Source organism: Azospirillum sp. ST 5-10, from assembly GCF_051225715.1.
GTDB lineage: Bacteria > Pseudomonadota > Alphaproteobacteria > Azospirillales > Azospirillaceae > Azospirillum.
Window position 1 is genome coordinate 471,270 of sequence record NZ_JBPJSP010000001.1, and the last position, 26,410, is coordinate 497,679.

The 26,410-nt window shown below is 72.8% G+C and carries 23 protein-coding genes and 1 rRNA gene; 11 read left to right on the forward strand and 13 right to left on the reverse strand.

The genetic code is table 11. From position 1 onward, the window contains the following. Positions 1-364: 364 nt before the first annotated feature. Together ACSBPG_RS02295 and ACSBPG_RS02300 are read left to right on the forward strand one after the other, a co-directional pair. A complete protein-coding gene (locus tag ACSBPG_RS02295; protein ID WP_435535506.1) occupies positions 365-2,167 on the forward strand; it encodes a transglycosylase domain-containing protein in 1,803 nt (600 codons plus the stop codon). Between the two features lie 170 nt (positions 2,168-2,337). Next, on the forward strand, positions 2,338-2,886 hold the full coding sequence (locus tag ACSBPG_RS02300) for a YgjV family protein (protein ID WP_435535474.1): 549 nt from the start codon (positions 2,338-2,340) through the stop codon (positions 2,884-2,886). 34 nt (positions 2,887-2,920) lie between these two features. Here ACSBPG_RS02300 and ACSBPG_RS02305 read toward each other — a convergent pair whose 3' ends face one another. Then, complete coding sequence (locus ACSBPG_RS02305) at positions 2,921-4,981, reverse strand: protoglobin domain-containing protein (RefSeq protein ID WP_435535475.1); 2,061 nt, start codon at positions 4,979-4,981, stop codon at positions 2,921-2,923. A 346-nt stretch (positions 4,982-5,327) separates the two neighbouring features. Next, positions 5,328-5,840, reverse strand: coding sequence for a ferritin-like domain-containing protein (locus tag ACSBPG_RS02310; RefSeq protein ID WP_435535476.1), 513 nt, complete (start codon positions 5,838-5,840; stop codon positions 5,328-5,330). Positions 5,841-6,049: 209 nt separating this feature from the next. Here ACSBPG_RS02310 and ACSBPG_RS02315 point away from each other — a divergent pair, with 209 nt between their 5' ends. Beyond that, positions 6,050-6,499 (forward strand): ferritin-like domain-containing protein, encoded by a 450-nt coding sequence (locus tag ACSBPG_RS02315; protein WP_435535477.1) that lies wholly within the window; start codon positions 6,050-6,052, stop codon positions 6,497-6,499. 141 nt (positions 6,500-6,640) lie between these two features. Continuing rightward, on the forward strand, positions 6,641-6,850 hold the full coding sequence (locus ACSBPG_RS02320) for a hypothetical protein (protein WP_435535478.1): 210 nt from the start codon (positions 6,641-6,643) through the stop codon (positions 6,848-6,850). On the opposite strand, the gene ACSBPG_RS02325 is transcribed toward ACSBPG_RS02320, so the two are convergent. The 10 genes from ACSBPG_RS02325 to ACSBPG_RS02370 form a co-directional block, all read right to left on the reverse strand. Next, the gene (locus tag ACSBPG_RS02325; protein ID WP_435535479.1) at positions 6,834-7,040 is read right to left on the reverse strand and encodes a DUF1289 domain-containing protein; all 207 of its coding nucleotides are present in this window, start codon (positions 7,038-7,040) and stop codon (positions 6,834-6,836) included. The genes ACSBPG_RS02320 and ACSBPG_RS02325 overlap by 17 nt on opposite strands. A 98-nt stretch (positions 7,041-7,138) precedes the next feature. Then, positions 7,139-9,136 (reverse strand): methyl-accepting chemotaxis protein, encoded by a 1,998-nt coding sequence (locus ACSBPG_RS02330; RefSeq protein ID WP_435535480.1) that lies wholly within the window; start codon positions 9,134-9,136, stop codon positions 7,139-7,141. A 188-nt stretch (positions 9,137-9,324) separates the two neighbouring features. Further along, positions 9,325-11,103, reverse strand: coding sequence for a phosphoenolpyruvate--protein phosphotransferase (gene ptsP, locus ACSBPG_RS02335; protein WP_435535481.1), 1,779 nt, complete (start codon positions 11,101-11,103; stop codon positions 9,325-9,327). Beyond that, the gene (locus ACSBPG_RS02340; protein WP_435535482.1) at positions 11,093-11,428 is read right to left on the reverse strand and encodes an HPr family phosphocarrier protein; all 336 of its coding nucleotides are present in this window, start codon (positions 11,426-11,428) and stop codon (positions 11,093-11,095) included. Before ACSBPG_RS02340 ends, ptsP begins: the two co-directional genes overlap by 11 nt. A 6-nt stretch (positions 11,429-11,434) precedes the next feature. Then, complete coding sequence (locus tag ACSBPG_RS02345) at positions 11,435-11,836, reverse strand: PTS sugar transporter subunit IIA (protein WP_435535483.1); 402 nt, start codon at positions 11,834-11,836, stop codon at positions 11,435-11,437. A 79-nt stretch (positions 11,837-11,915) separates the two neighbouring features. Further along, a complete protein-coding gene (rapZ, locus tag ACSBPG_RS02350) occupies positions 11,916-12,836 on the reverse strand; it encodes an RNase adapter RapZ (protein ID WP_435535484.1) in 921 nt (306 codons plus the stop codon). Then, positions 12,833-13,294 (reverse strand): HPr kinase/phosphorylase, encoded by a 462-nt coding sequence (locus tag ACSBPG_RS02355; protein ID WP_435535485.1) that lies wholly within the window; start codon positions 13,292-13,294, stop codon positions 12,833-12,835. Before ACSBPG_RS02355 ends, rapZ begins: the two co-directional genes overlap by 4 nt. 168 nt (positions 13,295-13,462) lie before the next feature. Continuing rightward, positions 13,463-13,831 carry a hypothetical protein gene (locus ACSBPG_RS02360; RefSeq protein ID WP_435535486.1) on the reverse strand — a complete coding sequence of 123 codons (369 nt, stop codon included), beginning with the start codon at positions 13,829-13,831 and terminating at the stop codon, positions 13,463-13,465. Positions 13,832-13,957: 126 nt separating this feature from the next. Beyond that, positions 13,958-15,658 carry a stimulus-sensing domain-containing protein gene (locus ACSBPG_RS02365; RefSeq protein WP_435535487.1) on the reverse strand — a complete coding sequence of 567 codons (1,701 nt, stop codon included), beginning with the start codon at positions 15,656-15,658 and terminating at the stop codon, positions 13,958-13,960. Beyond that, entirely contained in the window at positions 15,627-16,325 is a 699-nt protein-coding gene (locus tag ACSBPG_RS02370; protein WP_435535488.1) for a response regulator transcription factor, read from the reverse strand. The genes ACSBPG_RS02365 and ACSBPG_RS02370 overlap by 32 nt, the downstream gene beginning before the upstream one ends. Before the next feature lie 200 nt (positions 16,326-16,525). On the opposite strand from ACSBPG_RS02370, the gene ACSBPG_RS02375 reads away from it, so the two are divergent. From ACSBPG_RS02375 to ACSBPG_RS02400, 6 genes are all read left to right on the forward strand, one after another. Beyond that, positions 16,526-17,284: a HugZ family protein gene (locus ACSBPG_RS02375; protein WP_435535489.1), complete on the forward strand. Its 759-nt coding sequence runs from the start codon at positions 16,526-16,528 to the stop codon at positions 17,282-17,284. Positions 17,285-17,684: 400 nt separating this feature from the next. Beyond that, entirely contained in the window at positions 17,685-19,508 is a 1,824-nt protein-coding gene (locus tag ACSBPG_RS02380; protein ID WP_435535490.1) for a phosphoenolpyruvate carboxykinase (GTP), read from the forward strand. Positions 19,509-19,669: 161 nt separating this feature from the next. Further along, complete coding sequence (locus tag ACSBPG_RS02385) at positions 19,670-21,661, forward strand: ABC transporter substrate-binding protein (protein WP_435535491.1); 1,992 nt, start codon at positions 19,670-19,672, stop codon at positions 21,659-21,661. Between the two features lie 245 nt (positions 21,662-21,906). After that, positions 21,907-22,767: a flagellar motor stator protein MotA gene (motA, locus tag ACSBPG_RS02390; RefSeq protein WP_435535492.1), complete on the forward strand. Its 861-nt coding sequence runs from the start codon at positions 21,907-21,909 to the stop codon at positions 22,765-22,767. Positions 22,768-22,771: 4 nt separating this feature from the next. Further along, complete coding sequence (locus tag ACSBPG_RS02395) at positions 22,772-23,722, forward strand: lipid II:glycine glycyltransferase FemX (RefSeq protein WP_435535493.1); 951 nt, start codon at positions 22,772-22,774, stop codon at positions 23,720-23,722. Positions 23,723-23,772: 50 nt separating this feature from the next. After that, positions 23,773-23,940 (forward strand): hypothetical protein, encoded by a 168-nt coding sequence (locus tag ACSBPG_RS02400; protein WP_435535494.1) that lies wholly within the window; start codon positions 23,773-23,775, stop codon positions 23,938-23,940. Positions 23,941-23,974: 34 nt separating this feature from the next. Here the strand turns inward: ACSBPG_RS02400 and ACSBPG_RS02405 are convergent, their stop codons facing one another. Continuing rightward, a complete protein-coding gene (locus ACSBPG_RS02405) occupies positions 23,975-25,474 on the reverse strand; it encodes a M23 family metallopeptidase (RefSeq protein WP_435535495.1) in 1,500 nt (499 codons plus the stop codon). A gap of 783 nt (positions 25,475-26,257) precedes the next feature. Here ACSBPG_RS02405 and ACSBPG_RS02410 point away from each other — a divergent pair. Continuing rightward, a 16S ribosomal RNA gene (locus ACSBPG_RS02410) occupies positions 26,258-26,410 on the forward strand; the annotation flags it as partial.

Sequence of the window (26,410 nt, forward strand, 5' to 3'; positions counted from 1 at the left end):
CGCACCGCCGGCAGAGACCCGACAGAGACCCAACAGACACAGCGTGAGCGCATCCGTGACGTCGGACCGACCGAACGACCTGCTGCCGGGCCCCCGGCCCATCCGCAGCCGTGAGCCCGTCCGCCGGCGGCCCGCGTTCCGCATCCGCCTTCCCGGCGGCGGCCCGCCCGACGAGCCGCCGCGCTCCCCGCCGCCGCGCCGGCCGGCGGGGCGGGGCGGGCGCCCCGCTGCCCGCCGCCCGCCGCCCCGCGGCGGCTGGGTCGGCCGCCTGCTGAGCTGGGCCTTGGTCGCGGCCATCTGGATCGGCGTCTTCGCCGGCGTGGTGGCGGCCTATTTCGCCTACGGTCTTCCCGACGTCAGCGGCATGGCGCAGCTCGAGCGGCGGCCGACGGTCACCGTGCTCGCCGCCGACGGCACCCAGTTCGCCCGCTTCGGCGACCTGCAGGGCAGCGTCGCCAGCGTCGACGAGCTGCCGCGCCACCTCGTCGACGCCGTGCTGGCCATCGAGGACCGCCGCTTCCGCTATCACTTCGGCGTCGACCCGATCGGCTTGGCGCGGGCCTTCTACACCAACTGGCGCAGCGGCCGGGTGGTGCAGGGCGGCTCGACCATCACCCAGCAGCTTGCCAAGAACCTGTTCCTGACGCCGGAGCGGTCGCTCAAGCGCAAGGTGCAGGAGGCGATGCTGGCGCTGTGGCTGGAGTACCGCTTCACCAAGGACGAGATCCTCACCGCCTATCTCAACCGCGTCTATCTCGGTGCCGGCGCCTTCGGGGTCGAGGCGGCGGCGCGCACCTATTTCGGCAAGCCGGCGTCGCAGGTCGACCTGCACGAGGCGGCGATCCTCGCCGGCCTCCTCAAGGCGCCGTCGCGCTTCGCCCCGACCGCCAACCCCGACGAGGCGGAGGAACGCGCCCGCGTCGTCCTGGCGGCGATGGAGGACGCCGGCTTCCTCACCGCCGAGGAGCGGCGGGCGGCGCTCTCGGCGCCGCCGGTGCCGCGGGCCAAGCCGGGCGGCGACGGCCGCTACTTCGCGGACTGGGTGACCGAGCTGGTGCCCGGCTTCGTCGGCGCCGGACACGGCGACGTCGTCGTCCGCACGACCATCGACCTGCAGCTGCAGCGTGCCGCCGAACAGCGCCTGGCCGACGTGCTGAACGGACCGGGCGCCGCCGCCGGCGTCGGCCAGGGGGCGGTGGTCGCGATGACGGCAGACGGCGCGGTGCGGGCGCTCGTGGGGGGACGCGACTACGACGCCAGCGAGTTCAACCGCGCCACCCAGGCGCTGCGCCAGCCCGGCTCCGCCTTCAAGCCGTTCGTCTATCTCGCGGCGCTGGAGGCGGGATGGACGCCGGACTCGACGGTCGAGGACGCGCCGGTGCGCGTCGGCAACTGGGCGCCCGGCAATTACGAGAACAAGTACCGCGGCACCATCACCGTGGCCCAGGGGCTGGCCTACTCCTCCAACGCGGTGACGGTGCGGCTGATCGACCGCACCGGGGTCGAGCGGGTGCGGCGCCTCGCCTCGCGGCTCGGCATCGGCGCGCCGCTGACCCACGACCTGTCGCTGGCGCTCGGCACCAGCGAGGTGACGCCGCTGGAGCTGACGGCGGCCTACGCCGGCATCGCCAACCACGGCGTCCCGGTGCTGCCCTACGCCATCACCGAGATCCGCGACCGCCGCGGCGCCGTGCTCTACCGCCGCCAGGGCGGCGGCGCCGGCCCGGTCGTCGACCCCGCCAACGCCGCCCGGCTGACCCGCATGATGGCCGGGGTGCTGGAGTACGGCACCGGCAAGAGCGCCCGGCTCGACCGGCCCGCCGCCGGCAAGACCGGCACCACCCAGGACAACCGTGACGCCTGGTTCGTCGGCTTCACCGGCGACCTCGTCGCCGGCGTCTGGCTGGGCAACGACGACAACGCGCAGATGAAGCGGGTCACCGGCGGCACCCTGCCGGCCAAGCTGTGGCAGGCCTTCATGACCGACGCCCACCAGGGCCTGCCGCCGCGGCCGCTGCCCGGGGCCCAGGGGGCGGCGCCGATGGCGGCGCTGGACGTGCCGCCGTCATCGCCGTCAACGGCGGAGACGGTGACGGCGGCGGAGGGCAGCATCGGCGGCCTGATCGACCGCCTGCTCGGCGCGCCGGCCGGGGCCGACGGGAACTGAGGCGGCGGCCGGCCCGGCCGGCCCCCGCCACCCCATCATTCCAGGCATGCGGCGGGCGCCGTCTCCACCCCCGTTTGGTCACGGCGCCGTTGAGGATCGCGTAAGGGACGCGGGACTAGGGTCCGGCGCCTTGCCGCACGGCGGCGGGCGTTGCCAATGCGAGTTGTCCCATGACGGCGTTTCTCCTCGATTATCTCTCGACCAACCTTCTGGTGTCCGTGACCGGCCTGGCGGCGCTGCTGATCGGCACCGCCTCGACGGTCATGACCGACCGGCGCAGCATCCTGGCGGCCCAGGCCGCGGGCTGCCTGCTGTTCGCCTTCCACTACTACGGGCTGGGCGCGCGCACCGGCATGATGATGTCGGGCCTCTGCCTGATGCAGATGGCGGCCGCCTACCCCGCGGTGCGGCCGCGCTGGTGTCCCGCCCTGTTCCTGGCGACCGTGGCCGCCGGCTTCGCCGTGGCGGCGGCGACCTGGCAGGGCCCCATGTCGGCCCTTTCGGCCACCGGCTTCGCGCTGGGCACCCTGGGGCGCTGGCAGACGCGGGTGCGGCGCATGCGCGTCTGCTTCGTCGTCGCCACCGTCGCCGGCCTCGGCCACGACGCCCTGGCCGGCGCCGTCTTCGGCCTGGCGGCCGGCGTCCTCGGGCTGTCCGGCAACCTGGTGAGCCTGTGGCGGCTCACCCACCCGCGGCTGGCGCCGCCGCGGGCCGCCTGACGGCGGCCCCCGCCCCGATCCCCGCCCGGCGGCGTCACTCCGCCGCCCGCCGCAACGGCGCGGGGACGGCGGCGGCGGCGGGGTATTCGCTGCCCAGCCGGTCGAGCAGGCGCAGCACCTCCGCCGACTCCCGCCGCAGCTCCTCGAGGTGGCGTTCGGCGGCGGCGCGACCGCCGGCCTGCAGCGCCAGCAGCACCTCGCGCCCCTTCTCGTGGACGCGGTGGTGCGGCCCGGCGAGCTGCTGGTAGGCGTCGAGGCGCAGGGTCAACGGGTCGTTGACGTGGTCGTACCAGCGGCCGAGGCGGCACGAATGGTGGGTCGACAGGTCGGCCGGCAGCATCGGCCGCCGGCCGGCGAGGGCGTCGGCGACGGCGTCGACGAAGGCCCGGTGGTCGGACTTGGCGAGGTCGACGATGCGGTGCATGTCGGCCAGGCTGATGCGGTCGACGTCGTCGGCGGAGATCGTCTCGTGGTCGAAGCGGACGTGGATGCCGTCGCCGCCGGACGCCACCACCGTGCCGCGCCCGGCCGGCCGGCCGGGCAGATCGACCTCCACCGCGGTGCCCTCGCGTAGGCCGGCCGCCACCTCGACGAAGCAGCCGTGTTCCGACAGGTCGCGCATGATGCCGCGGACCGCGCCGCCGGCGGCGTGCACCACGGTGTCGTGGAGGGTGGGGCGCCGCCGGGTGCGCCGGCGGTTGGCGAGATCGGAGGAGTTGCGGATGGCGCGGGCCAGCAGCAGCGGCATCTGCACCAGCGATTCGCGCATCCGCTCGGCGCTGCCGCCGACGGTGCGGGCGGCCTGGGTGGCGGTGACGGTGTCGGCCTTCACCGTGTCCATCATGCCGCCGACGCGCCGGGTGTTCTCCGCCACCTCGGCGACGTTGCGGGCGATCTCCCGGGTGGCGGCCGCCTGCTCCTCGATGGCGGTGGAGATGGAGGCGTTGATCTCCTCCAGATGGTGCACGGTGCCGGTGACGCGGTCGATGCCGGCGATCGCCGAGTCCGCCACCTGCCGCATGGCGGCGACCTTCCCGGCGATCTCGTCGGCCGACTGCGCGGATTGGGTGGCGAGGTTCTTCACCTCGGTGGCGACCACGGCGAAGCCGCGCCCGGCCTCGCCGGCGCGGGCCGCCTCGATGGTGGCGTTGAGCGCCAGCAGGTTGGTCTGCTCGGCGATGGTGCGGATGATGTCGAGGATGCCGCCGATCTCCCGGGCGGCGTCGCTGAGCTGGCCCATCACCGTCTTGGCGCGGTCGGTGTCGGCGACGGCGGCGCGGGCGGTCTGGGCGGCGTCGCCGACCTGCCGGGCGATCTCGGCGATGGCGGCGTTCAGCTCCTCGGCCGCCGAGGCGACGGTCTGGGCGGAGTCGAGGGAGGTGTGCGCGGCCGCCGTCGCCGCGGTCACCGTGCCGTCGACCGAGGCGCAGACCCGGTCGAGGTCGCCGACGGTGTGCGCGAGGTCGTCGGTGAAGCCGAGCACGCTGTTCACCATGTCGGAGGATTCCTGGTCGATGCGGTCGACCATCGCGTCCACCGCGTGGACGCGGTCCTCGGTGTACTTGCCCCAGTAGACCGAGAGCGCCGCCTCCATGTCGAAGAGGACGGCCGCGGTGGCGGCCTGCTGCAGGCGGACGATGGCGGCGACGCCGCGCCCGGTGACGAGGCGGCCGGCCCGCCCGCGGGCGATCGCCGCCAGCAGCTCTTCGAGGATGAAGGTGTAGCCGCCGATGTACCAGTCGGGGGTCAGGCCGACGCGGTGGTGCGCCAGCCCGACGGCGCGCACAGACGCCCAATAGGACTCGTCGAGGCGTCCCTCGAACAGGCGGGCCCAGTGGGCGAGCTGCGCCCGCCTGGCCGCCTCGACCCGCTCCGGCCCGGCGAACATGCGGGCCAGCGCGGGCTGCGCCAGCGTGTGCTCGTAGAAGCGTCCCAGGATCGCCGGCAGCGCACCGGCGACGAGCGGCTGGAGCGCGCGCAGGCAGGCCCTCGTCTCGTCGTCGATGCCGAAATAGGCGGCCCGGGCCGACCGGCGGTCCGGCTCCGAAGGACGGCGGTCGTCCGGCCGCACGGTCGTGGTGGCGTCGCTGTTCATGGGTGATCCTCTGCCGTACCCGCGGTGGCGGCACGGCGGAGATCCCCGCCGCGCCGGCAGAGGATGCGCCCCGGCGCCCCACCCCTCGTCTGTCGCACGCGATTGTTATGAGGTATCGCGTTTCGCCGGGAACATTAGCATAAGGGGATGCAGGCAGGCGAGCCGCCCGACGCCGCGCCGCCGCCCGCCGGGCGGGAGCCGGAAGGCGGCGGCGCGGGCATTGCGAGCGCTTCTAGAGCGGGATCGCTCCAGGTGGGATCGCCTGGAGTGTGAATTTCCGCTCTAAAATCAGACGTTTAGAGAAAGATTCACGCTTCTGGCCGGATCGGCCAAAAGCGATCTTGCCCTAGCGCTTGGCCTCGGACGGCTGCATGCCAGCCTGGCGCTGCAGGAAGGTCTGCGTGATCTGCGGCAGATGGCCGTGCAGCCAGTCCGCCATCTCCTGCTCCTCGCGCAGGTTCTCCTCGCACAGGCGCCGCACCTCGGTCTCGCCCAGCTCCTCGGCGGCGCCGATCAGCGCCCGGTAGTTGGCGATCTCCCACTGCTCGAAGGCGAAGCTGAAGATCGCCGCCTTCACCACCTCGTCGCTGGCGAACAGGCCGGACATGGACTGGGCGTTCCCCAGCAGCATGCCGATGCCGCTCTTGATCGACGAGGTGTCGGTGCCGAGGCGCTTCAGGCAGTCGCGCACCCGCTGCGCCTGGCGCTCCGACACGGCCTTGTGCTCGCGCACCTTGCTCAGCAGTTCGGGGTAGTGCTGCAGGCGTTCGGTCTGGCGCTCCAGCATCTCGATCGCCTGGGTCTCCATGGCGTATGCGTCGCGCAGCCAATCCACCAGGGTGTCCTTGATTCCGGCCACGACATCCTCCTCACGTTGCGGGTTCGTATCGGCACGTTCGTCCGTCGGCAGGCATCCTTCCGATGCCGAACCGTGACAACAGCGGCCGTCGCCGAGCGTCCCGTCGCGCCGTCACCGTCCCGCCCCGCCTGGAACATGCGGCCGGCCGGCGGGTTTATCTTCCCCGTGGGGCTCCGGCGGGAGCCGGCCAGCGGAGGGGAGCGGCGACCATGGACAAGCTCAGGACGGAGACCGTCGACACGCTCAACGATCTCATCCGCATCGTCGAGGACAGCCACGAAGGCTACCGCCAGGCCGCGGAATCGAGCGACGAGGAGGACCTGCGCGCCCTCTTCAACGACCTCGCCGCGCAACGCGGCGCGATCGTGCGCGAGTTGCAGCGGCTGGTGGCCCGCGAGGGCGGCGCGCCGGACATCGGCGGCACCGTGCTGGGCGGCGCCCACCGCTTCTTCCTCGGCCTGCGCACCGCCGTGCTCGGGCGCGAGCGCGACGTCATCCTCGCCGAAGTGGAGCGCGGCGAGGAGGAATGCCTGCGCCGCTACGAGCAGGCGCTCAGCCGCGACCTGCCCGACGGCATCGGCCCGGTGATCGCCGAGCACCTCGCGCGCATCCGCACCGACTGCGGGCGCATGGCTGCCCTGCGGGGGGCCGCCGCCTGAAGGGAGGCGGCGCGAACCGCCGGCCGTTGCCCCGCGCGGTCATCGCCACCATTCTATTGCGACGCAGCATAGCCCTTGAGATATGGCCGCGTTTGCGCTAAGAAGCTAGCAAAACGGCCACTCATTTCGAGGATGGAACCGATGACTGTCGAAGAGTTGTCGCGGCGCGGCGCGTTCGCCCTCTACCGTGCGGAGAACCCGCACCGCATCGCCGAGCTGGAGAAGCGTGCGGACCCCGAGGCGGCGATCGCCGCCGATTTCGAGACCTACCGGAACCGCTACGAACGCAAGTTCGCCGACGTCCGCCTCAGCCTCGAGGCGGAGGGTCTGGCCGTCACCCGCGCGGCGTGACCCCCGGACGGGTGCCGGCACGCCGGCGCCCGTCCAATTCGGCGAGCAGCGCCCGCTTGCCGTCCGGCGACAGGCCGCCCCAGGCCTTGATCTCGGCGATGGTGCGCCGGCAGCCGACGCAGGTGCCGTCGCCGTCCAGGGTGCAGACCCGCACGCACGGCGACTGCACGTAGTTCTCGTCGAACGCCATCGCTCTCCCCGTCGGCGGCCCCGCCTGCTACCACCCGCGGCACCGGCCATCAACCCCAGAATGGGAAGGGGATTGCCGGTCCGCCGTTGCCGGCCCGCTCACGCGGCGGGCGCGGCGTTCGTCCGGATGCCGGCGACGAAACGGTCCACCTCCTCCTCCAGGTCGCGGGCGAAGCGGTGCAGCGTCTGCGCCGCGCCGGCGACGCCGCGGGCACCGTCGAGCGTCTCGCGGGCGGCGTCGGAGACGCCGTGGATGTGGCCGGCGACGTCGTGCATCGCCCGGGCCGCTTGCGCCGTGTTGCGGGTCACCTCGCGGGTCGTCGCGACCTGTTCCTCGACGGCGCCGGCGATGGCGGTGGTGTTGCCGTCGAGGTCGCGGATGGTGCGGGCGATGCCGTTGATCGCCGTGACGGCCTCGGTCACCGTCGTCTGCAGGGTGGCGATCTGCCCGGCGATCTCGCCGGTGGCGCGCGCCGTCTGGCCGGCCAGCGCCTTGACCTCGCCGGCGACGACGGCGAAGCCCTTGCCGGCCTCGCCGGCCCGCGCCGCCTCGATGGTGGCGTTGAGCGCCAGCAGGTTGGTCTGCTCGGCGATCTCGTTGATGAGGTGGAGGACGTCGCCGATGCGGTCGGCGGCGGTCGACAGGCCGGTCACCGTCCGCAGGGTCGCCTCGGCGTCGTCGACCGCCCGCTGCGTCCGGTCCGAGGCGAGGCTGACCTGGCGGCCGATCTCGGCGCTCGACACGCTCAGCTCCTCGGACGCGGCGGCCACCGCCTGCACGTTGGCGTTGGTCTGCTCCGACGCCGTCGCCACGGCGGCGCTGCGCTCGCTGGTGCGGGTGGCGGTCGCCGCCATGCGGCCGGCGGTGCCGTTCACCGCCTCGATCGCCTCGGCAATGCGGCGGACCAGGCCGCGGATGGCGCTCTCCAGGGCGTCGGCCGTGCCCAGCATCGCCGTCCGCTGCGCCTCCTCGGCGGCCCGCTCGGCCGCCGTCCGCTCGGCTTCCAGGCGTTGCTTGTCGAGGGCGTTGGTGCGGAACACCTCGACGGCGGCGGCCATGGCGCTCAGTTCGGTGCGGGCGCCGGCGAAGGGCACGGGATGGGAGAGGTCGCCGCCGGCCACCGCCGCCATCGCCTGCGCCATGGCGGCCAGCGAGCGGCGGATGCCGCGGCCGATCAGCGCCGCCAGCACGGCGCCGACGGCGGTCAGGGCGGCGAGGCTGACGAGGATCGCGGTGGATGCCGCCGCCTTGCCGGCTTCGGCGGTGCGGAAGACGGCGGCGGTGGCGGCGTCGCCCGCCTCCTGGAGGTCGCCGAGCGCGGCGCGCAGGCCGGTGGTCGCCGACTCGATGGCCATGGCCGTGTCGATGGCGCGCCCCACCTCGGCCTCGAGCCGGCGGGTGCCGGCCTGGGCCGCGGCGAGCAGTGCCGGATCGCCGACCGATTCGGCGATCTCGCCGGCGAGACGGACCAGGGTGGCGGACTTGCCCTCGATGTCGGCCACCGTCACCGCCTCGTCCTCGCCGGCCAGGCGGCTGCGCACCGTCTCCATCTCGGCCACCGCGGTCTGCATCTGCCGCGAGCGGTCGAGGTTGGCGACCGCCTCGTCCGCGGCGGCGCCGGCCGGGTGCCGGGCGTCGGGGGCCGCCGCGCCGGCCTCGGCCTGCCCGGCTTCGCGCAGGGCCTTGCGCGCGGCGCGCAGGGTCTGCACGGCGCCGCGCGACAGCTCCCGCACCGCCTCGGCCGAGGACTGCAGCGCCTCGAGGCGCCTGGCCTCCAGGTCGGCGAGCTGCAGGAAGGAGGCCTCGACCCTGGGGATCACCTCCAGGCCCGGCGAGTCCGGCGCGATGGCCCGCAGGCCGGCGCCGATCGCCTCGAGATCGGCGCGGAGCGCCGCCACGGCGTCGCCCCCGGCGACGAGGGACCGGGGGCGCACCGCCAGGAGACGGCCGACGTGCTTCTCGATGGTCCGGCCGTGCGCCGAGCGCGCCACCTGTCCCGAATAACGTTCCAGACTGCCGTAGCCGATGGCGCCGACGGCCAGGGTGAGGGCGAGGACGGAGGCGAACCCCAGGGCGATCTTCGTCGTGATCTTCATCGGCATTCCCCATCCCGACCGACGTCCGTCCGCAAGGATAGGAAGCGAGAGTTTAATTTTCTGTTGCGCTGCAATATGGCGAGTTGCCGTAGGACAGGCTAAGAGAAAAGCCGTATGACCGGGCGGCGGCAAGGCTTGCCGCGGCCGAAGACTTGGGCGTTTGCTGCGTGGCGGGCCGGCGCGGCCCGTCACGCCATGGCGTTGAAGTCGTCGAGCAGGGTGGCGATGCGGCCGCTGTCGGACTGGTCCATGATGACGCGGGCGCGCCGCGTCGCCTCGACCAGGTCCAGGGTGCGGATGCGCCGCTTCACCGCGGGAATGCCCAGCGGCGCCATCGACAGTTCGCGCACCCCCAGCCCGAGCAGCAGCGCGGTGTAGCGCGGGTCGCCGGCGATCTCGCCGCACACCGAGACCGGCGTGCGCGTGCGCAGCGCCGCTTCGACCGTGAACTGGATGAGGCGCAGCACCGCCGGATGCAGCGGATCGTAGAGCGCCGCCACCTGCTCGTCGCCGCGGTCGATGGCCAGCGTGTACTGGGTCAGGTCGTTGGTGCCGATGGAGAAGAAGTCGCAGACCTGGCTCAGCGCGTCGGCCGACAGCGCCGCGCCGGGCACCTCCACCATGACGCCGAGCGGCGGCAGCGGGTCGGCGATGCGCACGCCGCGCCGGCGCAGCCGGCGCGCCACCTGGGCGACCATGGCGCGCACCTCCTGCACCTCGGCGACCGAGCTGATCATCGGCAGCAGCAGGCGCAGCGGGCCGTGCGCGCCGGCCCGCAGGACGGCGGCGATCTGCGTCTCCAGCAGCCGCGGTTCGCGCAGGCCCAGCCGCACCGCGCGCAGGCCGAGCGCCGGGTTGGCGGGGTCGCCGTAGCGCCCGTGCAGGCCGCCGGCCAGCTTGTCGCCGCCGATGTCCATGGTGCGCACGGTGACCGGCCGGCCGCCCATGCCCTCGGCGATGGCGCGGATCACCGCGTACTGTTCCTCCTCCTCGGGCAGGTCGTCGCGGTTCATGTAGAGGAACTCGGTGCGCAGCAGGCCGATGCCCTGGGCGTCGTTCTCCAGCGCGTTGTCGAGGTCGCGCGGCAGTTCCAGGTTGGCGTGCAGGCCGACGGCGACGCCGTCGCGGGTCACCGCCGGCAGCCGCTTGAACGCCTTGAGCGCCTCGCGCTCGCGCTCGCGCGCCTGGCGGCGGCCGTCGTACTCGGCCAGGGTGACGGGGTCGGGATCGATGATGACACGGCCCTCCACGCCGTCGACGATGACCGGCGTGCCGTTGCGCACGCCGGTCAGCAGCCCGGCCGCCCCGAGGACCGCCGGCAGGCCGAGCGAGCGCGCCATGATCGCCGTGTGGCCCTCCGCCCCGCCCAGCACCGTCGCGAAGCCGGCCACCCGGCGCGGGTCGAGGAGGGCGGTGTCGGCCGGCGTCAGGTCCTCGGCGAGGACCACCGTGCCGGGGGGCAGCATCGAGAAGGCGCGGTACTCGTGCTGCATCAGGTTGCGGATCAGGCGCCGCCCGACCTCGCGGACGTCGCCGACCCGGGCCGCCAGATAGGTGTCGTCCATCGCCGCGAAGCTCTGGGCGATGGCGGCGATCTCCGCCTGCACGGCGGCCTCCGCGTTGATGCGGTCGTTGCAGATGCGCCGCTCGACGCCGCGCGTCAGGCGGGAGTTGGTGACCATGGCGAGATGGGCGTCCATCAGGATGCCGATCTCCTCCGACGCCGATTCCGGCAGCACCAGCGCCTTGCTCTTCAGCTTGCGGATCTGCCGGCGCGCCTTCGCCGCGGCCTCGCCGAAGCGGGCCACCTCCTGGTCGACCCGGTCGGCCTCCAGCGGGTATTCGGGCACCCGGATGGACCCGGTCTCGACGATGTGGGCCGGCCCGATGGCGATGCCGGGGGAGACGCCCAGGCCGCGCAGCGCCCGCGCTGACGCGGCGGCGGATGCGGTACGGTCAGTCTTCATCGAACTTCCGCGCGATCAGGTCGGCCAGCGCCGCGACGGCGGCCTCGGCCTCGATGCCGTGGGCGCACAGCTCCACCGTGGTGCCGGGACCGGCGGCCAGCATCATCAGGCCCATGATCGAGACGCCCGAGACCAGCGTCTCGCCGCGCCGCACCTCGACCTCGCAGGCGAAGCGGCCGGCCAGCTTGACGAACTTCGCGGCGGCGCGGGCGTGCAGTCCGCGCTGGTTGCAGATGGTGACCGTTCGGCACACCTCCGGGTCGGCGGCGGGAGGCGCGCCATCGCGCCGGCCAGCGGGCGGCGTGGCGTCGTCGGCAGTGGCCATGGTTCCCTATCCGTCGGACAGCAGCGAGGAGGCGACGTTGATGTATTTCTGCCCGGCGTCGCGCGCCGCGGCGACGGCGTGGGCCAGCGTGTCGTGGGTGCGCACGCTGGCCAGCTTGATGAGCATCGGCAGGTTGACGCCGGCGATCACCTCGACCCGCGCCTTGTCCATGATGGAGATGGCGAGGTTGGACGGGGTGCCGCCGAACATGTCGGTGAGGACCACCACGCCGGACCCGTCGTCGACCTCCGCCACGGAGGTGAGGATGTCCTGCCGGCGCTGCTCCATGTCGTCGTCGGGGCCGATGCAGACGGCCCGCACCTGCGCCTGTTCGCCCACGACGTGCTCCAGGGCGGCGATGAATTCCGCCGCCAGCCGACCGTGGGTCACCAGAACCATACCGATCATCGCACGTCCTTCATGCTGATTCCCCCGCCGTCACGCCCCCACCCCGGCGCGGGGAGACCGTCCGGCCCCGGCCCCGGCATCAGCCGGGCCGCGAGCCGGAGCGTTCGAGGTCGCGATGGGTCAGCCCCACCCTCACCCCGAGATCCCGAAGCCACGCCGCCAGCCGCTCCGCCACGAACACCGAGCGGTGGCGCCCGCCGGTGCAGCCGACCGCGATGGTCAGATAGCTCTTGCCCTCCTGGTTGTAGCGCGGCAACAGCGGGCGCAACAAGTCCGTCAGATTGCGGAAGAAGGAGGGGAAATCGGGGTCGCTCTCGACCCGCGCGGCCACCGGCGCGTCGAGGCCGCTCAGCGGCCGCAGCGCGGGATCCCAATGGGGATTGGTGAGGAAGCGCACGTCGAACACCAGATCCGCCTCCCGCGGCAGACCGGCGCGGAACGAGAAGGAGGTGATGAAGACCTGCAGCGCCGGCTGCGCGTCGAGCGCGAAGTGCCCGGCCAGCAGGCGCCGCAGCTCGTGGATCGACAGCTCGGTGGTGTCGATGGTGACGTCGGCGCGCCCGCGCAGGGGGCTCAGCAGCGTCCGTTCGCGCTGGATGCCGTCGGGCACCGGCCGGTCGACGGCCAGCGGGTGGCGCCGCCGCGTCTCGGTGAAACGGCGCTGCAGCACCTCGTCGCCGCAGTCGAGGAACAGCAGCCGCACGGCGACGTCGGCGCGGACCGCCAGGGCGTCGAGGTGGGCGAGCAGGGCGTCGGCGTCGAAGTCGCGGGTGCGGCTGTCGACGACGATGGCGAGCGGGCGGTGCCCGGCCTCCCCCTGCTCGATCAGCGCCGGCACCAGCGACAGCCGCAGGTTGTCCACCGCCTCGTAGCCGAGATCCTCCAGCGCCTTCAGGGCGACCGACAGGCCGGCCCCCGACATGCCGGTGATCAGCACGATGCGCCGGGGCTCCCCGGCGGGCGACGATGCGGACGGGGAGACGGAGCCGGGCGCGGTCATGGCGTGGCGGGCGGGCAGGGGACGGGGTCGCGCCCCAGGGTGCCCGCGGCGGCGGCGGCGGCGGCGAGCCGCAGCTTGGCGGGCGTCGAGGCGTCGAACGGGGCGAGGCGCAGGCGCGGCACCGGGGCGCCCAGCAGATCCGCCGCTTCCGGCTCCGGCAGGCGCTCGACGGCGTCGTCGGCGACCAGGTCGACGACCAGCGCCACGGCGGCGCGGGCCACCGCCGGCACCGGCAGGATGCCGACCCCGCGCACCTCCAGAAGGCCGGCCAGCGCCGCCGGGGCGGCCGCCACCGGCCGGCCGCCGTCGAGACGCAGCTCCACCCGGTCGTCGGCCACCAGCCGGGCACCGCCGTCGATCAGACGCAGCGCCACGTCGGACTTGCCGACGCCGGACGGCCCGCGCAACAGCACGCCGACACCGCCGACGTCGACGCAGGTGCCATGAATGGTTTCCATATTCACGCGAAGGTGATCGCGGCCGGGAGATATGTCAATGGGATAGGGGAGCCGGCGCCGGGATTCGCGTTCACCGCCCCGGTTCCGCCGCCGCGCCGTCGGCGGAGGCGCCGAATCCGCCGCCGATTCCACGGCCTCCCGCGCCCCGCGGACGGGACGGAGCCGCGCTCACTCCTGGGCGTCGCCGTCGGCCAGCAGGGGGCGGCGCGACTCCCGGCGGATGTCCTCGAGGCGCCGCGCCAGGGCGTCGCGGCGGCGGATCATCTCGTCCAGATCGTCCAGCTCCGACGCCTCCCGGCAGGCGTCGCGGAAGTCCTTCTCCTCCTGCAGCCGGCCCAGCAGCACCTTGTAGGAATCGGCGATCCGCGCGAGATGGCGCTGGGCGCCGTGCAGCGCCCGGGCGAGCTGGGCCCGCTCGGCGGTGGCGGCACGCATGATTCGGGCGAGCTCGCCCTGCTGGCGGCCGGCGTCGCTGATCAGCCGGGCGAGGCGGTAGCGTTGCAGGCTCACGACCTCGGCGCCGCGGGGTCCGTCCATCGGGCTCTCCATCCAGTACGGGCCTTGGGGCCGGCGGTCCCCGAACGCGGCATGGGAACGGTCATTCTCCACCGGAACGGACGCCGGCGCAATCGTCGCGTGCTCCGTCGTCCCGTGTCCCGTGCGTCACTCGGCGCCGGGCAGCCGCACCGTGAACAGGGCGCCGGCGGCCCGGCCGTCGGCGCGGCGGCGGTTGGCGGCGGTGATGGTGCCGCCGTGCGCCTCGACGATCTGCTTGGAGATGCTGAGGCCGAGGCCGGAATGGGTGCCGAACTTCTCGCCCGCCGGACGCTCGGAGTAGAAGCGCTCGAAGATCGCCTCCTCCTTGCCCTCGGGGATGCCGGGGCCCTCGTCGGCGACGGTGACGACGACGCTGCCGTCGGCCGGATCGCGGCCGGCGGCGAGATGGACGATGCCGCCCGGCGGCGAGAAGGAGAGGGCGTTGGCGATCAGGTTCCGGAACACCTGGGTGAGCCGCCCCTCGAGGCCGGCCACCACCAGGCCGGCGCCGGCGGTGCCGTCGACCACCAGGCGCGGCGTCCGCTCGTCGCCGTCGCCGGTGTCGGCCTTCAGCTCGGCCAGCATGGCGACCATGGCGCCGACGTCGACCGGCTCCGGCTCGGCCCGGCTGAGCTCGGCGTCGAGGCGCGAGGCGTTGGAGATGTCGCTGATCAGCCGGTCGAGGCGCTGCACGTCGTCGGCGATGACGGTCATCAGCCGCTCCCGCCGTTCCGGGTCCTTGACCCGGGTGGCGGTCTCCACGGCGCTGCGCAGCGAGGTCAGCGGGTTCTTGATCTCGTGGGCGACGTCGGCGGCGAAGCGCTCGATGGCGTCCATGCGGCCCCACAGCTCCGCCGTCATCGCCCGCAAGGCGCCGGAGAGGTCGCCGATCTCGTCGCCGCGGGCGGTGAAGTCGGGGATCTCGGCGTGGCGGCCGTGGCCGGTCCGCACCCGCTCCGCCGCGCCGGCCAGCCGGCGCACCGGCCGGGCGATGGTGCCGGCGAGGTAGAGCGACAGCAGCACGGTCACCCCCAGCGCCACCGCGAAGACGCGCAGGATGTCGAAGCGCACCGAGCGGATGGCGTCGTCGATCTCCGCCCCGTTGCGGGTCAGCAGCACGGCGCCCAGCACCTGCTTGTAGCGCTGCACCGGCACCGCCACGGTGAGCATCAGCCCGTTGTCGCCGTCGCCGGCATCGCTGCGCCACACGGTGGAGCCGACCTCGCCGGCCAGCGCCCGCTCGACGTCGGCGGAGCGGTGCGGGCCCGCGGTCGGCGGCTCGCGGTAGAGGGGAAAACCGGCGCGGTCGGGGATGGCGTCGGTGAACCAGTCGTAGACGCGCACCGCCGCGCGGGTCAGCGCGCCGCTCGTGTCGGGGGGCGGCAGCTCCTCGATCTGGATGGTGCCGGGCGAGCCGACCAGCACCCGGCTGTCGGAGATCAGCGCCCCGTTCTGGCCGTAGAGGCGGGTGCGCGTCTCGGTCGTCTCGACGAGGCGGCGGACCATCTGGCGCGCCAGTTCCGGCGACAGGGTGTGCACCTCCTCGCCCTCGGCGGTGAAGGCGCGCTGCACCGCCCCCTCGCCGAGCGCCGAGGCGAAGATGCGGGCCTCGGTGCGCAGCGCCTCCAGCTCCGCGGCGATCAGGCGGTCCTGGTAGCGCCCGAGATAGAGCAGCCCGGCCACCAGCAGGGCCAGCGCCAGCACGTTGACGGCGAGGATGCGCAGGGTCAGCGGCGACGGCCGCCGCCAGCGGCGGCGCAGCCACGCCCAGGGCCGGAGGCGCCGTCCCTCCCGCTCACTGCTCCTTGTAGCGGTAGCCGACGCCATACAGGGTTTCGATCTGTCCGAAGTCCGGGTCGGCGGCCTTGAACTTCTTGCGCAGTCTCTTGATGTGGCTGTCGATGGTGCGGTCGTCGACATAAACGTGCTCGCCGTAGGCGGCGTCCATCAGCTGGTCGCGGCTCTTCACGTGGCCGGGGCGCTGGGCCAGCGCCTTGACCAGCAGGAACTCGGTGACGGTGAGGTCGATGGCCTGCCCCTTCCAGGCGCAGGCGTGGCGACCACTGTCGAGCACCAGGGGCCCGCGCGTCAACACCTGGCCCGGCTCGACGGCCGTCGTCTCGCGGACCAGCGCCTCGCGGCGCAGCAGGGTGCGGATGCGCTCGATCAGCAGGCGCTGCGAGAACGGCTTGCGGATGTAGTCGTCCGCCCCCATGCGCAGGCCGGTCAGCTCGTCCACCTCGTCGTCCTTGCTCGTCAGGAAGATGACCGGCAGGTGCGAGGACTGGCGCAGGCGCTGCAGCAGCTCCAGCCCGTCCATGCGCGGCATCTTGATGTCGAGCACGGCCAGGTCGGGCGGGCGCTGGGTGAGGCCGCGCAGCGCCTCCGCGCCGTCGGTGTAGGTGCGCACCTCGAAGCCTTCGGCCTCCAGCGCCATCGCCACCGAGGTCAGGATGTTCCGGTCGTCGTCGACGAGGGCGATGGTCTGGGCCATGGGAGGTGCTCCGGAACGGTGGGTGGTGACGGCACGGCGTGGACATCCGGCGTTTTCCGGGGCGTCCGCCGTTCCTGGGCGCCGGAGGGGAACGGCGGGGTGGCCAGTTTTCCCTTCCTTCGCGGCAGTCTACGCGCCAATATGGCAGCAAAACGGCGGCTTGGAAGAGCTTGCCCCAGGGGTGGACGCACGCGGAAGGCATGAGTTCGAATCGAGCACCGAGCGGCCCCGCGGCCGATCAGGGGCGTGACGGGGGGGCGCCACGCAACCCGTCCGCGGAGCCGGCGGAGGCGCCGGCCGCGACCGCCCGCCGGGTGCTGCGGACGGTCGACCGGGCGGCGCTCGCCACCGCCATGCGCGAGGGGGCCGGCGACGCCGGATGGCCCTATCCGTCGCTGGTGCTGACGGCGCTGGACCACGACGCGACCCCGCTCCTGCTGCTGTCCGCCCTGGCCGAACACACCGCCAACCTCGCCGCCGACCCGCGGGTCGGGCTGCTGTTCGACGGCACCGCCGGGCTCGCCCAGCCCCTGGCCGGGCCGCGCGTCGGCGTGCTGGGCCGGGCCGAGCGCAGCGGCGAGCCGCGCCACCGCGCGCGCATCCGCGCCCGCCATCCCGGGACGGCGCTCTACATGGATTTCGCCGATTTCGCCGTCTACCGCGTGGCGGTGGAGCGGGCGCATCTCGTCGCCGGGTTCGGCCGCGTCCACTGGATCGACGGGGCGGACCTGCTGCTGGGCGCCGCCGTGCCGGGCTTCGCCGCCGTCGAGGCCGCCCTGCTCGACGGCCCGGACGGCGACGCCTGGGCCGGCGGCTGGACGCCGACCGGCATCGATCCCGAGGGGGTCGACCTGCGCCGCGACGCCGCGGTCGCCCGCGTGGCGTTCGACCGCCCGGTGGCCGACCTCGCGGCGGCGCGGGCGGCGCTGGCGCAGGCCCGCCGCGCGGCGCCGCCGTGAGCCGGCGGCCGGAGATGCCGGGCGGCCGCCGCGGAGCGGCCGGGCGACGCCGACAGCCCGACACCGACAGCCCAACGACAACGACGAGGAGAACACGACCGTGCAGCAGTCCGGACCGACCCCGACCCTTCGGCGCCACCGGCGCCGCGGGGGCATCCGTCCGCGGGCCGCTCCGGCCGGCGCCGGCCGGCCCGGAGCACGCCGGCCGGAGGCATGCCGGCCGGCCGTGCGGTCGGCACCGCGGCGCCCGCGCCGATCATCCGCCCGTTAACCCAACAAACCCAACAAACCCAACAAAGAGGATTCGCCGGGTTGCCGCCGCCGGCGGGACGGTGTCCGGGGGAGGACACCTCCCGACGGGCCGGTGGCGGGAGCCGACGGAACACGCTGAGAGGACGCTATGACTGGATTGACGCGCACACGGAACACGAAGCTCCTGGACTGGGTCGAGGAGATCGCCACCCGTTGCAAGCCGGAGCGGGTCCACTGGTGCGACGGCTCGCAGGAGGAGTACGACCGCCTGTGCGACGAGATGGTGGCGGGCGGCACCTTCATCCGCCTGAACCCGGCCAAGCGCCCCAACTCCTTCCTCTGCCGCTCCGATCCCGGGGACGTGGCGCGCGTCGAGGACCGCACCTTCATCTGCACCGCGACGAAGGAGGCGGCCGGTCCCACCAACAACTGGATGGACCCGGCGGAGATGAAGGCCAAGCTCGACGCCCTCTTCGAGGGCTGCATGCGCGGCCGCACCATGTACGTGGTCCCCTTCAGCATGGGCCCGCTGGGCTCGCCCATCTCGCACATCGGCGTGCAGATCTCCGACAGTCCCTACGTCGCCGTCAACATGCGCCTGATGACCCGCATGGGGCAGAGGGTGCTGGACGAGCTCGGCGATTCCGACTTCGTGCCGTGCCTGCACTCGGTCGGCATGCCGCTGGCCGACGGCCAGGCGGACGTGGTGTGGCCGTGCGACGCCGAGAACAAGTACATCGTCCACTTCCCCGACGAGCACGCCATCGTCTCCTACGGCTCGGGCTACGGCGGCAACGCGCTGCTCGGCAAGAAGTGCTTCGCGCTGCGCATCGCCTCGGCCATGGGGCGCCAGCAGGGCTGGCTGGCCGAGCACATGCTGATCCTCGGCGTCGAGAGCCCGGAGGGCGAGAAGACCTACGTCGGCGCCGCCTTCCCCTCGGCCTGCGGCAAGACCAACTTCGCCATGCTGGTGCCGCCCGACGGCTTCGAGGGCTGGAAGGTCCGCACCATCGGCGACGACATCGCCTGGATCAAGCCGCAGCCCGACGGCACCCTGCGCGCCATCAACCCGGAGGCCGGCTTCTTCGGCGTCGCCCCGGGCACCAGCCTGAAGTCGAACCCCAACGCCCTGAAGACGCTGAACGCCAACTGCATCTTCACCAACGTGGCGCTGACCGACGACGGCGACGTCTGGTGGGAGGGCCTGACCGAGGAGCCGCCGGCCCACCTCATCGACTGGCAGGGCAACGACTGGACGCCGGCCAGCGGCCGTCCGGCGGCGCATCCCAACTCCCGTTTCACCGCGCCGGCCAACCAGTGCCCGTCGATCGACCCGGCGTGGGAGGACCCGGCCGGCGTGCCGATCTCGGCCTTCATCTTCGGCGGCCGCCTGTCCAAGACCTTCCCGCTGGTGTTCGAGGCGAAGACCTGGCGCCAGGGCGTGTACTGGGCGGCGACCATGGGCTCGGAGGCGACCGCCGCCGCCGTCGGCCAGGCCGCCATCCGCCGCGATCCCTTCGCCATGCTGCCGTTCTGCGGCTACCACATGGGCGACTACTGGAACCACTGGCTGAGCTTCGAGGGCAAGGTGCAGAACCTTCCCCGGATCTACCGCGTCAACTGGTTCCGCAAGGACGCGAACGGCAAGTTCGCCTGGCCCGGCTTCGGCGAGAACATGCGCGTCCTGAAGTGGATCGTCGACCGGGTGCGCGGGCGCGCCGGCACGCCGATGGAGAGCCCCTTCGGCTACATGCCGCACTACCGTGACATCAACTGGAACGGGCTGGACTTCTCGGAGGAGCGGTTCCACCGGATCATGGACGTCAGCACCGACGAGGCGAAGGCCGAGGCCGAGGACCAGGCCGACTTCTTCGCCCGATTCGGCCATCATCTGCCGGCCGAGTTGGAGGAGGAGCGCGCGGCCTTCCTCGCCCGGCTCGACGGCGCGCCGCAGGTGGTGCGCGCCGGCTGATCCGGCCGTCGCGCACGCGAGGAACGGGCCGCCCTGCGGGGCGGCCCGTTTCGCGTCGGGGTGGTCGCCGCGCCGGGCGAAACCCGCCATTCCCGTCGCTCGCCGTTCGTGGTACGCCTATACGGGCGTATGCGCCGCCGAATGCGACGAGGAGGGCGAGAATGCACCGGGCGAACCGTGGACGACGTGCCTTCGGCGGCTTCGCCTGGCTTCTGGCTGTGCTCCTCTGGCCGGCCGCGGGTCCCGCGGCGGCACAGCCGCTCTACAAGGATTCCCCCGTTCTGACGGACGCCGTGGCGACCGGGGCGCTGCCGCCGGTCGGCGAGCGGCTGCCGCGCACGCCGCTGCTGGTCCAGCCGGTGGAGAAGATCGGCGGCTACGGCGGCACCTGGCGGATGGGGATGATCGGCGACGGCGACGGGCTGCTGGTCTACCGGACCGTCGGCTACGAGCATCTGGTGCGCTGGGACCCGGCGTGGCGGCGGGTCGTCCCCAACATCGCCCAGTCCTTCGAGGTCAACGCCGACGCCACCGAGTTCACCTTCCGCCTGCGACCGGGCATGCGCTGGTCGGACGGGCATCCCTTCACGGCCGACGACGTCCTGTTCTGGTACGAGGACGTCCTGCTCGACCCCGAGCTGACGCCGCGCCACATGGGCTGGATGGCGAGCGGCGGCGAGACCGGCCGCGTCACCGCGCCCGATCCCCACACGGTGCGCTTCACCTTCAAGGCCCCCAACAGCACGTTCCTGTCGCGCCTCGCCTCGGCCTACGACACCAAGGGGCCGACCGACTTCCCGCGCCACGCGCTGGCGCGCTTCCATCCCCGCCACAATCCCGACGGCATCGCCGGCGAGATCGCCGCCGCCGGCGTGGCGAACGCGGCCGAGCTGTTCCGGCTGAAGGCCCACATCGACCATTACGTGTCGAGCACCGCCGCGCTGCTGCGCCGCCCGGTGCCGCCGGGAGCGGCGCGGGTCGCGGCGGAGCCGGTGCCGACGCTGGCCGCCTGGGTGATGGACCATTGGGAGGACGGCGCGCCGCCGCGCTTCGTCCTGCGCCGCAACCCCTACTACTGGAAGATCGATCCGGGCGGGCAGCAGCTGCCCTACATCGACGAGGTGGTGGTGCAGCACGTGCAGTCCCCGGCCGAGCTGCGCCGCCTGGTGGAGGCCGGACGGATCGACATGCAGGCGCGCAACATCCCGGCCAGCGTCCCGCGCGACGCCCTGCCGGGGCTGCTGGCGGCGGGCGGCTACCGCACCTTCGAGACGCTCTCGGCGGAGAACAACACGCTGGCGCTGGGCTTCAACCTGACCCACCGGGACCCGGCCAAGCGGACGCTGTTCGGGCAGCACGGGTTCCGCGTCGCGCTTTCCGCGGCGATCGACCGCAAGGCCATCATCGACACGGTGTTCGGCGGCAAGGGCGAGCCGTACCAGCCGGCGCCGCGTCCGGAGTCCCGCTTCTACCACGAGCGGCTGGCCCGCCAGCACCTCGCCTACGATCCCGCCGCCGCCAACGCCGCCCTCGACGCGCTCGGCCTGGCGGAGCGCGACGCCGAGGGATTCCGGCGGCGCCCCGACGGCGAGCGGCTCGGCTTCGAGATCCTGGTGCGGCGCGACCGCGCCAACTTCGTGAAGGTGGCCGAGCGGGTGGCGGCCGACTGGCGGGCCGTCGGCATCGACGCGCGGGTGGCGGCGCGCGACCGCGGCGCCGTCAACCAGGCCCGCGAGGCGATCGCCTTCGACGTGACGATCGCCGCTCCCGACGGCGGCATCGACCCCGTCATCGAGCCGCAGGACTACCTGCCGATGACCGACGATTCGGTCTTCGGGCTGGCCTGGGTGCATTGGCTGGAAGGGCGCGACAGCGGGCTGGGCGAGCCGCCGCCCGAGCCGGTGCAGCGGCAGATCGACCTCTACCGCCGCATCCGTCAGACCATGGACGCCGAGGAGCAGGCCCGGCTGATGCGGGGCATCCTCGACATCGCCGCCGAGGAGTTCCTGCTGATCGGCGTCTCGCTGCCGCCGCCGGCCTACGGCGTGGTCCGCGAGGAGTTCCGCAACGTGCCGTCCTTCATGGTCGACGCCTGGATCTACCCGACGCCGGGGCCGACCAACCCCTTCCAGTACTTCTTCGCGGCGCGCTGAGCGCCGGCGCCTACTCCTTTCGTGACAGGCTCCCGTGCGGCGGCTAGAATCCGCGGCGCCGATCTTCCTGTGACCATTGGCCGGAACGGCCTGTGACCATTGGCCGGAACGGCGCTGGAGGCCGGCCGGCTCCATCGGCGTTTACGCTATTTTTAAGGGCGTCGGCCTCATGGTGCGGCGTGGCGCGCCGGTTCGGCGCGCCGTGCCGACCGCCGTCGGCAGGCAAGCGCTGGGAGACCTGAGGAATGTTCGTCATCATCGGCTTCGCCATCGTGGTCGGCAGCGTGTTCGGCGGCTATGCCATGGGTGGCGGCCATCTCGGGGTGCTCTGGCAGCCGTTCGAGTACCTGATCATCCTCGGGTCCGCCGCCGGCGCCTACTTCATCGCCAACCCGAAGAGCGTGATCACCCACACCGGCAAGGAGATCGGCCACCTCTTCAAGGGACCGAAGTACAAGAGGGACGACTTCCTCGAACTGCTCACCATGATGTACCAGGTCTTCAAGATCGCGAAGACCAAGGGCCTGCTGGCGCTCGAGCAGCATATCGAGAAGCCCGAGGATTCGCCGCTGTTCCAGCAGTTCCCGAAATTCTACAGCGATCACCACGCCATCGCCTTCCTGTGCACCTACCTCCGCCTGATGTCGCTGGGCGCGGACAACCCGCACGAGCTGGTCGACCTGATGGAGGAGGACATCGAGACGGTGCACCACGAGCACCAGCGCGTGTCCGACGCCATCCAGGCGGTGGCGGACGGCGTGCCGGCGCTCGGCATCGTCGCCGCCGTGCTCGGCGTGATCCACACCATGGGCGCCATCACCGAGCCGCCGGAGATCCTCGGCAAGCTGATCGGCGGCGCGCTGGTCGGCACCTTCACCGGCGTGCTGGTGGCCTACGGCTTCGTCGCCCCCATCGCCGGCGGCCTGAAGAACATCTACCACGCCGAGACCAAGTACTATCAGTGCATGAAGACCGGCCTGCTGGCCCACCTCTCCGGCTACGCCCCGGCGATCTCGGTGGAGTACGCGCGCAACGTCCTGGAACCGGAGTACCGGCCGAGCTTCGCCCAGGTCGAAGAGGCGACGGCCGCCCTGCCGCCGGCCTGAGCGCATGGCCGACCCGTCCGTCCGCATCGTCTGGAACGAGGGCACGCTCGGCGCCTGGACCGAGGCGTTCGCGCGCGTGCCGCGCTCGACCCTGCCGCAGTCCTTCGCCTACGCCCAGGCGATGGGGCGCACCCACGGCCACGTGCCGCGGCTCGGCATCATCGAGCAGGACGGCGCCGCCGTCGGCCTGGTGCAGGTGCTGGAACGGCGCGCCCTGAAGCTGTTCCGCCAGCGCCAGCTCCACCGCGGCCCGCTGTGGTTCGCCGGCGGGCCGCCGCCCGGCGCGCTGGAGGCGACCTTGCGCCTGCTGCGCCGCGCCTGCCCGGACAATCCGCTGAACCGGTTCAGCTTCCTGCCGGAGGTGCCGGCCTCGGACGAGGCGGCGGCGCTGCTCGAGCGCTGCGGCTTCGTCAAGGTGGGACCGGGCTACCGGACGGTGTGGCTCGACCTCGCCAGGAGCGACGAGGAGCTGCGCGCCGGCCTGGCGCGCGACTGGCGCCAGCGCCTGAAGGGAGCGCAGAGGGCCGGCCTCGTCCTCGACCTCGATCCCGAGGCCAAGAACCTGCCCTGGCTCGTCAAGCAGGAGCAGGAGCAGGCCCGCACCAAGCGGTACCGCGAGATGTCCGGCGCCCTGACGGTGCGGCTGCGCAACGCCCTGCACAAGAACGACGGCGTGCTCATGGCGGCGGCGCTGCATCAGGGCCGGCCGGCGGCCTGCGCCCTGTTCCTCGGCCACGGTACGGCGGCCACCTACCAGATCGGCTGGTCCGACGAGACCGGCCGCAAGACCGGCGCCATGCGCCTGGTGCTGTGGGAGGCCATCGGCGCGCTGCGCCGGCGCGGCGTGCGCTGGCTCGACCTCGGCGGCATCAATCCGGAGACGGTGCCGGGCGTGACCGAGTTCAAGCTGGGCACCGGCGGCGAGGTCAGCGAATCCGTCGGCCTGTACCGTTGAAGGCGGCCGGCGGGCGCGCCATCATGGGCGCACACAGCGGGGAGGGAGCGATGGCCGACGACGACATGAAGCCCGAGGAGGCGAGCCTCGCCATCGACCGGGCCACCGCCAAGAGTTCGGGCGTGCAGCGCGTGCGCGCCAAGATCCAGGAGATGGCCACCGAGGAGAAGGGGCTGGAGGTCCTCGCCACGGTCATCCGGCGGATGCTGCGCGAGTAGGACCTCCCCCCGTGCGAGCGCCCCACGGGGCGCGTCAGCACGCGGTCTCGGCCGAGCAGCCCTTGGCCTCCGTCGCCGTGGTGCGGGCGAGCTGCAGGCCGCGCTTGGACTCTTCGAAGGCACGGTCGAGGGCCTTGGCCGTCTGCAGGAAGGCCTTCAGGTCGCGCCCCTGCAGCTTCTCGCCGGTCGGCAGGTCGATGCTGGCCGGGTTCACCTGGCGGTTGTGGCGCAGGACCTCGTAGTGCAGGTGCGGCCCGGTCGAGCGGCCGGTGGTGCCGACGTAGCCGATGACGTCGCCCTGCTCGACCCGGCCGCCGCGGCGCAGGCCCTTGGCGAAGCGGCTGAGATGGGCGTAGGCGGTGGCGATCTCGGTGTTGTGGCGGATGCGGATGTAGTTGCCGTAGGCGCCCTTGCCGCCGGCCTCCTCGACGATGCCGTTGCCGGCGGCGTAGATCGGCGTGCCCGTCGGGGCGCCGAAGTCCGTGCCCTTGTGCAGCTTGCTGTAGCCGAGGATCGGGTGGTGGCGCATACCGAAGCCGGAGGTGATCCGCGCCCCGTCGACCGGCGTGCGCAGGAGCGCCCGGCGGATGCTGGCGCCTTCGCGGTCGTAGTGGTCGATGCGGCCGTCGCGGGTCTTGTAGCGGTAGATCGGCTTCTCGCGGCCGCCCAGCACCAGCGAGGCGTAGAGCACGTCGCCGTCGCCGGCGATCTGGTCGTCCTCGGTCACCATGCGGTCGAACAGCACCTCGAACCGGTCGCCGGGCTGCAGGTCGCGCTGGAAGTCGACCTCGTGGGAGTAGAGGCGGATCACCTCCATCATCACCGACACCGGCACGCCGGCGGCGGCGCCGGCCTCGAACAGGCTGGAGCGGATCTCGGCGACCGCCCCCACCTTGCGGGTCTCCACCGCCTTCTCGACCTCGGCCGACTCGAACCCCTCGTCGCCGCTGCGGGCGACGCTGACCGAACGCACCACGTCCGGCTCGAGCTCCAGCCCGACGAAGTGCTGCGTGCCGCCGCGGCGCGGCTCGAACAGCACCGTCACCTGCTGGCCGACCTGGAGGCGGCGGGGATCGTAGACCTCCCGCAGCGCCTGGATGGCGCCGCTCGCCTCCGAGCGCGGCACCGACGCCTCCACCAGCAGATCCATCAGCGTGTCGCCACGGTCGACCAGGAAGACCCGGCGGTCGATCGCCTCACCATCGGCCGCCTCGCCATCGGCGGATGCCGGCACCGCCTCCAGGGCGTCGTCGGAGCCGAGCGCCCCGCCGGTCGCCAAGGCATCGGCCGCCGTGCTGCCCGCGACGGCATCGTCGACGACCTCCGCGCCGACTTCGCCGCCGACCGCGATGTCCGCCACCGCGGCGTCCGTCACTGCGACGGCCTCGGTCGCTGCGGCGGGGGTGGCTTGGTCGGGCTTGGCCGACGGCAGCGGAACCTCGGCGAGGGCGCCCGCAAGGGCCGGCTTGACCGGCGGGACGATGAAGGGAACGGGGGGGCCGCTCTTGCCGGCCGCCAGCGCGGCCAGCGGCACGGTCGGAATCAGAAGGCCGGCAGCACCGGCAGCACACAACGCAAGCGCGGGAAGGCTGAGGTCCCTCAAACGCACCGGCATCCTCCTTCGTCGATCCCAAATTCAAGCAGAACCGGCGCGAGCGAGGCCCGCCGGGTGTATGCGCATCCAGCGTTTCTTCGTATGACGATGCGCGCCGGTATTATCACTGTCAACCGGTAATGCCGTCGCATGCGAAGTGTTCTACACCAGTTCCATTTTCGACCACCGGAACTGCCGTCCCGGCGGGCCGACTCCCTACCACCTCCGATGCGCCGACAGCCCGTCAAAAATTCTTCATCACGGGGTAAAAAAGCGCTTGCGTCGGGTTTGGGAGGGGACATATAAACCGCTCCACCGACGCGGTGGCCGGTTGGCCGGCGGGTCGGGCGGGGTGACGAGCCCCACGGGTTCGGAGGATACGGCGGCCGCGAGGTCGACGCAGCAACGCCGGTTCGGCGTTGCGCTTTTCGTCTCCGGGCCACACCAGACGACATTGCGGCGAACGGCCGGTCTCATCGGAGGCGGGCGTGGCCGTTGCGGCTCCCGGTGCGGGGCTGCGGGATCTTTGAAAAGTGAAGACCGTGTTGTGAGAAGGGATGCGCAGGCGGATGGGCTCTGTGGTCCGGTTCACGGGAGTGGATTGGACATCGGGTCGTTCGCAAGTCGCATCTGACGGTAAGCGAGATTTCAGAATCGAGCTTGGGTTTAGGTGTCGCTTGAGGGCGGCCCCGACGAGCGGTTGGGCTTTGGCCTGACCGACTTGAACCTGAGAGTTTGATCCTGGCTCAGAACGAACGCTGGCGGCATGCCTAACACATGCAAGTCGAACGAAGGCTTCGGCCTTAGTGGCGCACGGGTGAGTAACACGTGGGAACCTGCCTTTCGGTTCGGAATAACTCCGGGAAACTGGAGCTA

Excerpts from the sequence above, each read along its gene's own strand:
- ACSBPG_RS02320 (WP_435535478.1), top strand. The coding sequence starts at position 6,641 with ATGACTGTCGAAGAGTTGTCGCGGCGCGGCGCGTTCGCCCTCTACCGT.
- ACSBPG_RS02355 (WP_435535485.1), bottom strand. The coding sequence starts at position 13,294 with ATGGAAACCATTCATGGCACCTGCGTCGACGTCGGCGGTGTCGGCGTG.
- ACSBPG_RS02400 (WP_435535494.1), top strand. The coding sequence starts at position 23,773 with ATGGCCGACGACGACATGAAGCCCGAGGAGGCGAGCCTCGCCATCGAC.
- ACSBPG_RS02340 (WP_435535482.1), bottom strand. The coding sequence starts at position 11,428 with ATGGCCACTGCCGACGACGCCACGCCGCCCGCTGGCCGGCGCGATGGC.
- ACSBPG_RS02295 (WP_435535506.1), top strand. The coding sequence starts at position 365 with ATGGCGCAGCTCGAGCGGCGGCCGACGGTCACCGTGCTCGCCGCCGAC.
- ACSBPG_RS02395 (WP_435535493.1), top strand. The coding sequence starts at position 22,772 with ATGGCCGACCCGTCCGTCCGCATCGTCTGGAACGAGGGCACGCTCGGC.
- rapZ (WP_435535484.1), bottom strand. The coding sequence starts at position 12,836 with ATGACCGCGCCCGGCTCCGTCTCCCCGTCCGCATCGTCGCCCGCCGGG.
- ACSBPG_RS02365 (WP_435535487.1), bottom strand. The coding sequence starts at position 15,658 with ATGGCGTCGGCTACCGCTACAAGGAGCAGTGAGCGGGAGGGACGGCGC.
- ACSBPG_RS02315 (WP_435535477.1), top strand. The coding sequence starts at position 6,050 with ATGGACAAGCTCAGGACGGAGACCGTCGACACGCTCAACGATCTCATC.
- ACSBPG_RS02300 (WP_435535474.1), top strand. The coding sequence starts at position 2,338 with ATGACGGCGTTTCTCCTCGATTATCTCTCGACCAACCTTCTGGTGTCC.
- ACSBPG_RS02330 (WP_435535480.1), bottom strand. The coding sequence starts at position 9,136 with ATGAAGATCACGACGAAGATCGCCCTGGGGTTCGCCTCCGTCCTCGCC.
- ACSBPG_RS02385 (WP_435535491.1), top strand. The coding sequence starts at position 19,670 with ATGCACCGGGCGAACCGTGGACGACGTGCCTTCGGCGGCTTCGCCTGG.
- ACSBPG_RS02325 (WP_435535479.1), bottom strand. The coding sequence starts at position 7,040 with ATGGCGTTCGACGAGAACTACGTGCAGTCGCCGTGCGTGCGGGTCTGC.
- ACSBPG_RS02360 (WP_435535486.1), bottom strand. The coding sequence starts at position 13,831 with ATGGACGGACCCCGCGGCGCCGAGGTCGTGAGCCTGCAACGCTACCGC.
- motA (WP_435535492.1), top strand. The coding sequence starts at position 21,907 with ATGTTCGTCATCATCGGCTTCGCCATCGTGGTCGGCAGCGTGTTCGGC.
- ptsP (WP_435535481.1), bottom strand. The coding sequence starts at position 11,103 with ATGAAGACTGACCGTACCGCATCCGCCGCCGCGTCAGCGCGGGCGCTG.
- ACSBPG_RS02305 (WP_435535475.1), bottom strand. The coding sequence starts at position 4,981 with ATGAACAGCGACGCCACCACGACCGTGCGGCCGGACGACCGCCGTCCT.
- ACSBPG_RS02375 (WP_435535489.1), top strand. The coding sequence starts at position 16,526 with ATGAGTTCGAATCGAGCACCGAGCGGCCCCGCGGCCGATCAGGGGCGT.
- ACSBPG_RS02370 (WP_435535488.1), bottom strand. The coding sequence starts at position 16,325 with ATGGCCCAGACCATCGCCCTCGTCGACGACGACCGGAACATCCTGACC.
- ACSBPG_RS02345 (WP_435535483.1), bottom strand. The coding sequence starts at position 11,836 with ATGATCGGTATGGTTCTGGTGACCCACGGTCGGCTGGCGGCGGAATTC.
- ACSBPG_RS02380 (WP_435535490.1), top strand. The coding sequence starts at position 17,685 with ATGACTGGATTGACGCGCACACGGAACACGAAGCTCCTGGACTGGGTC.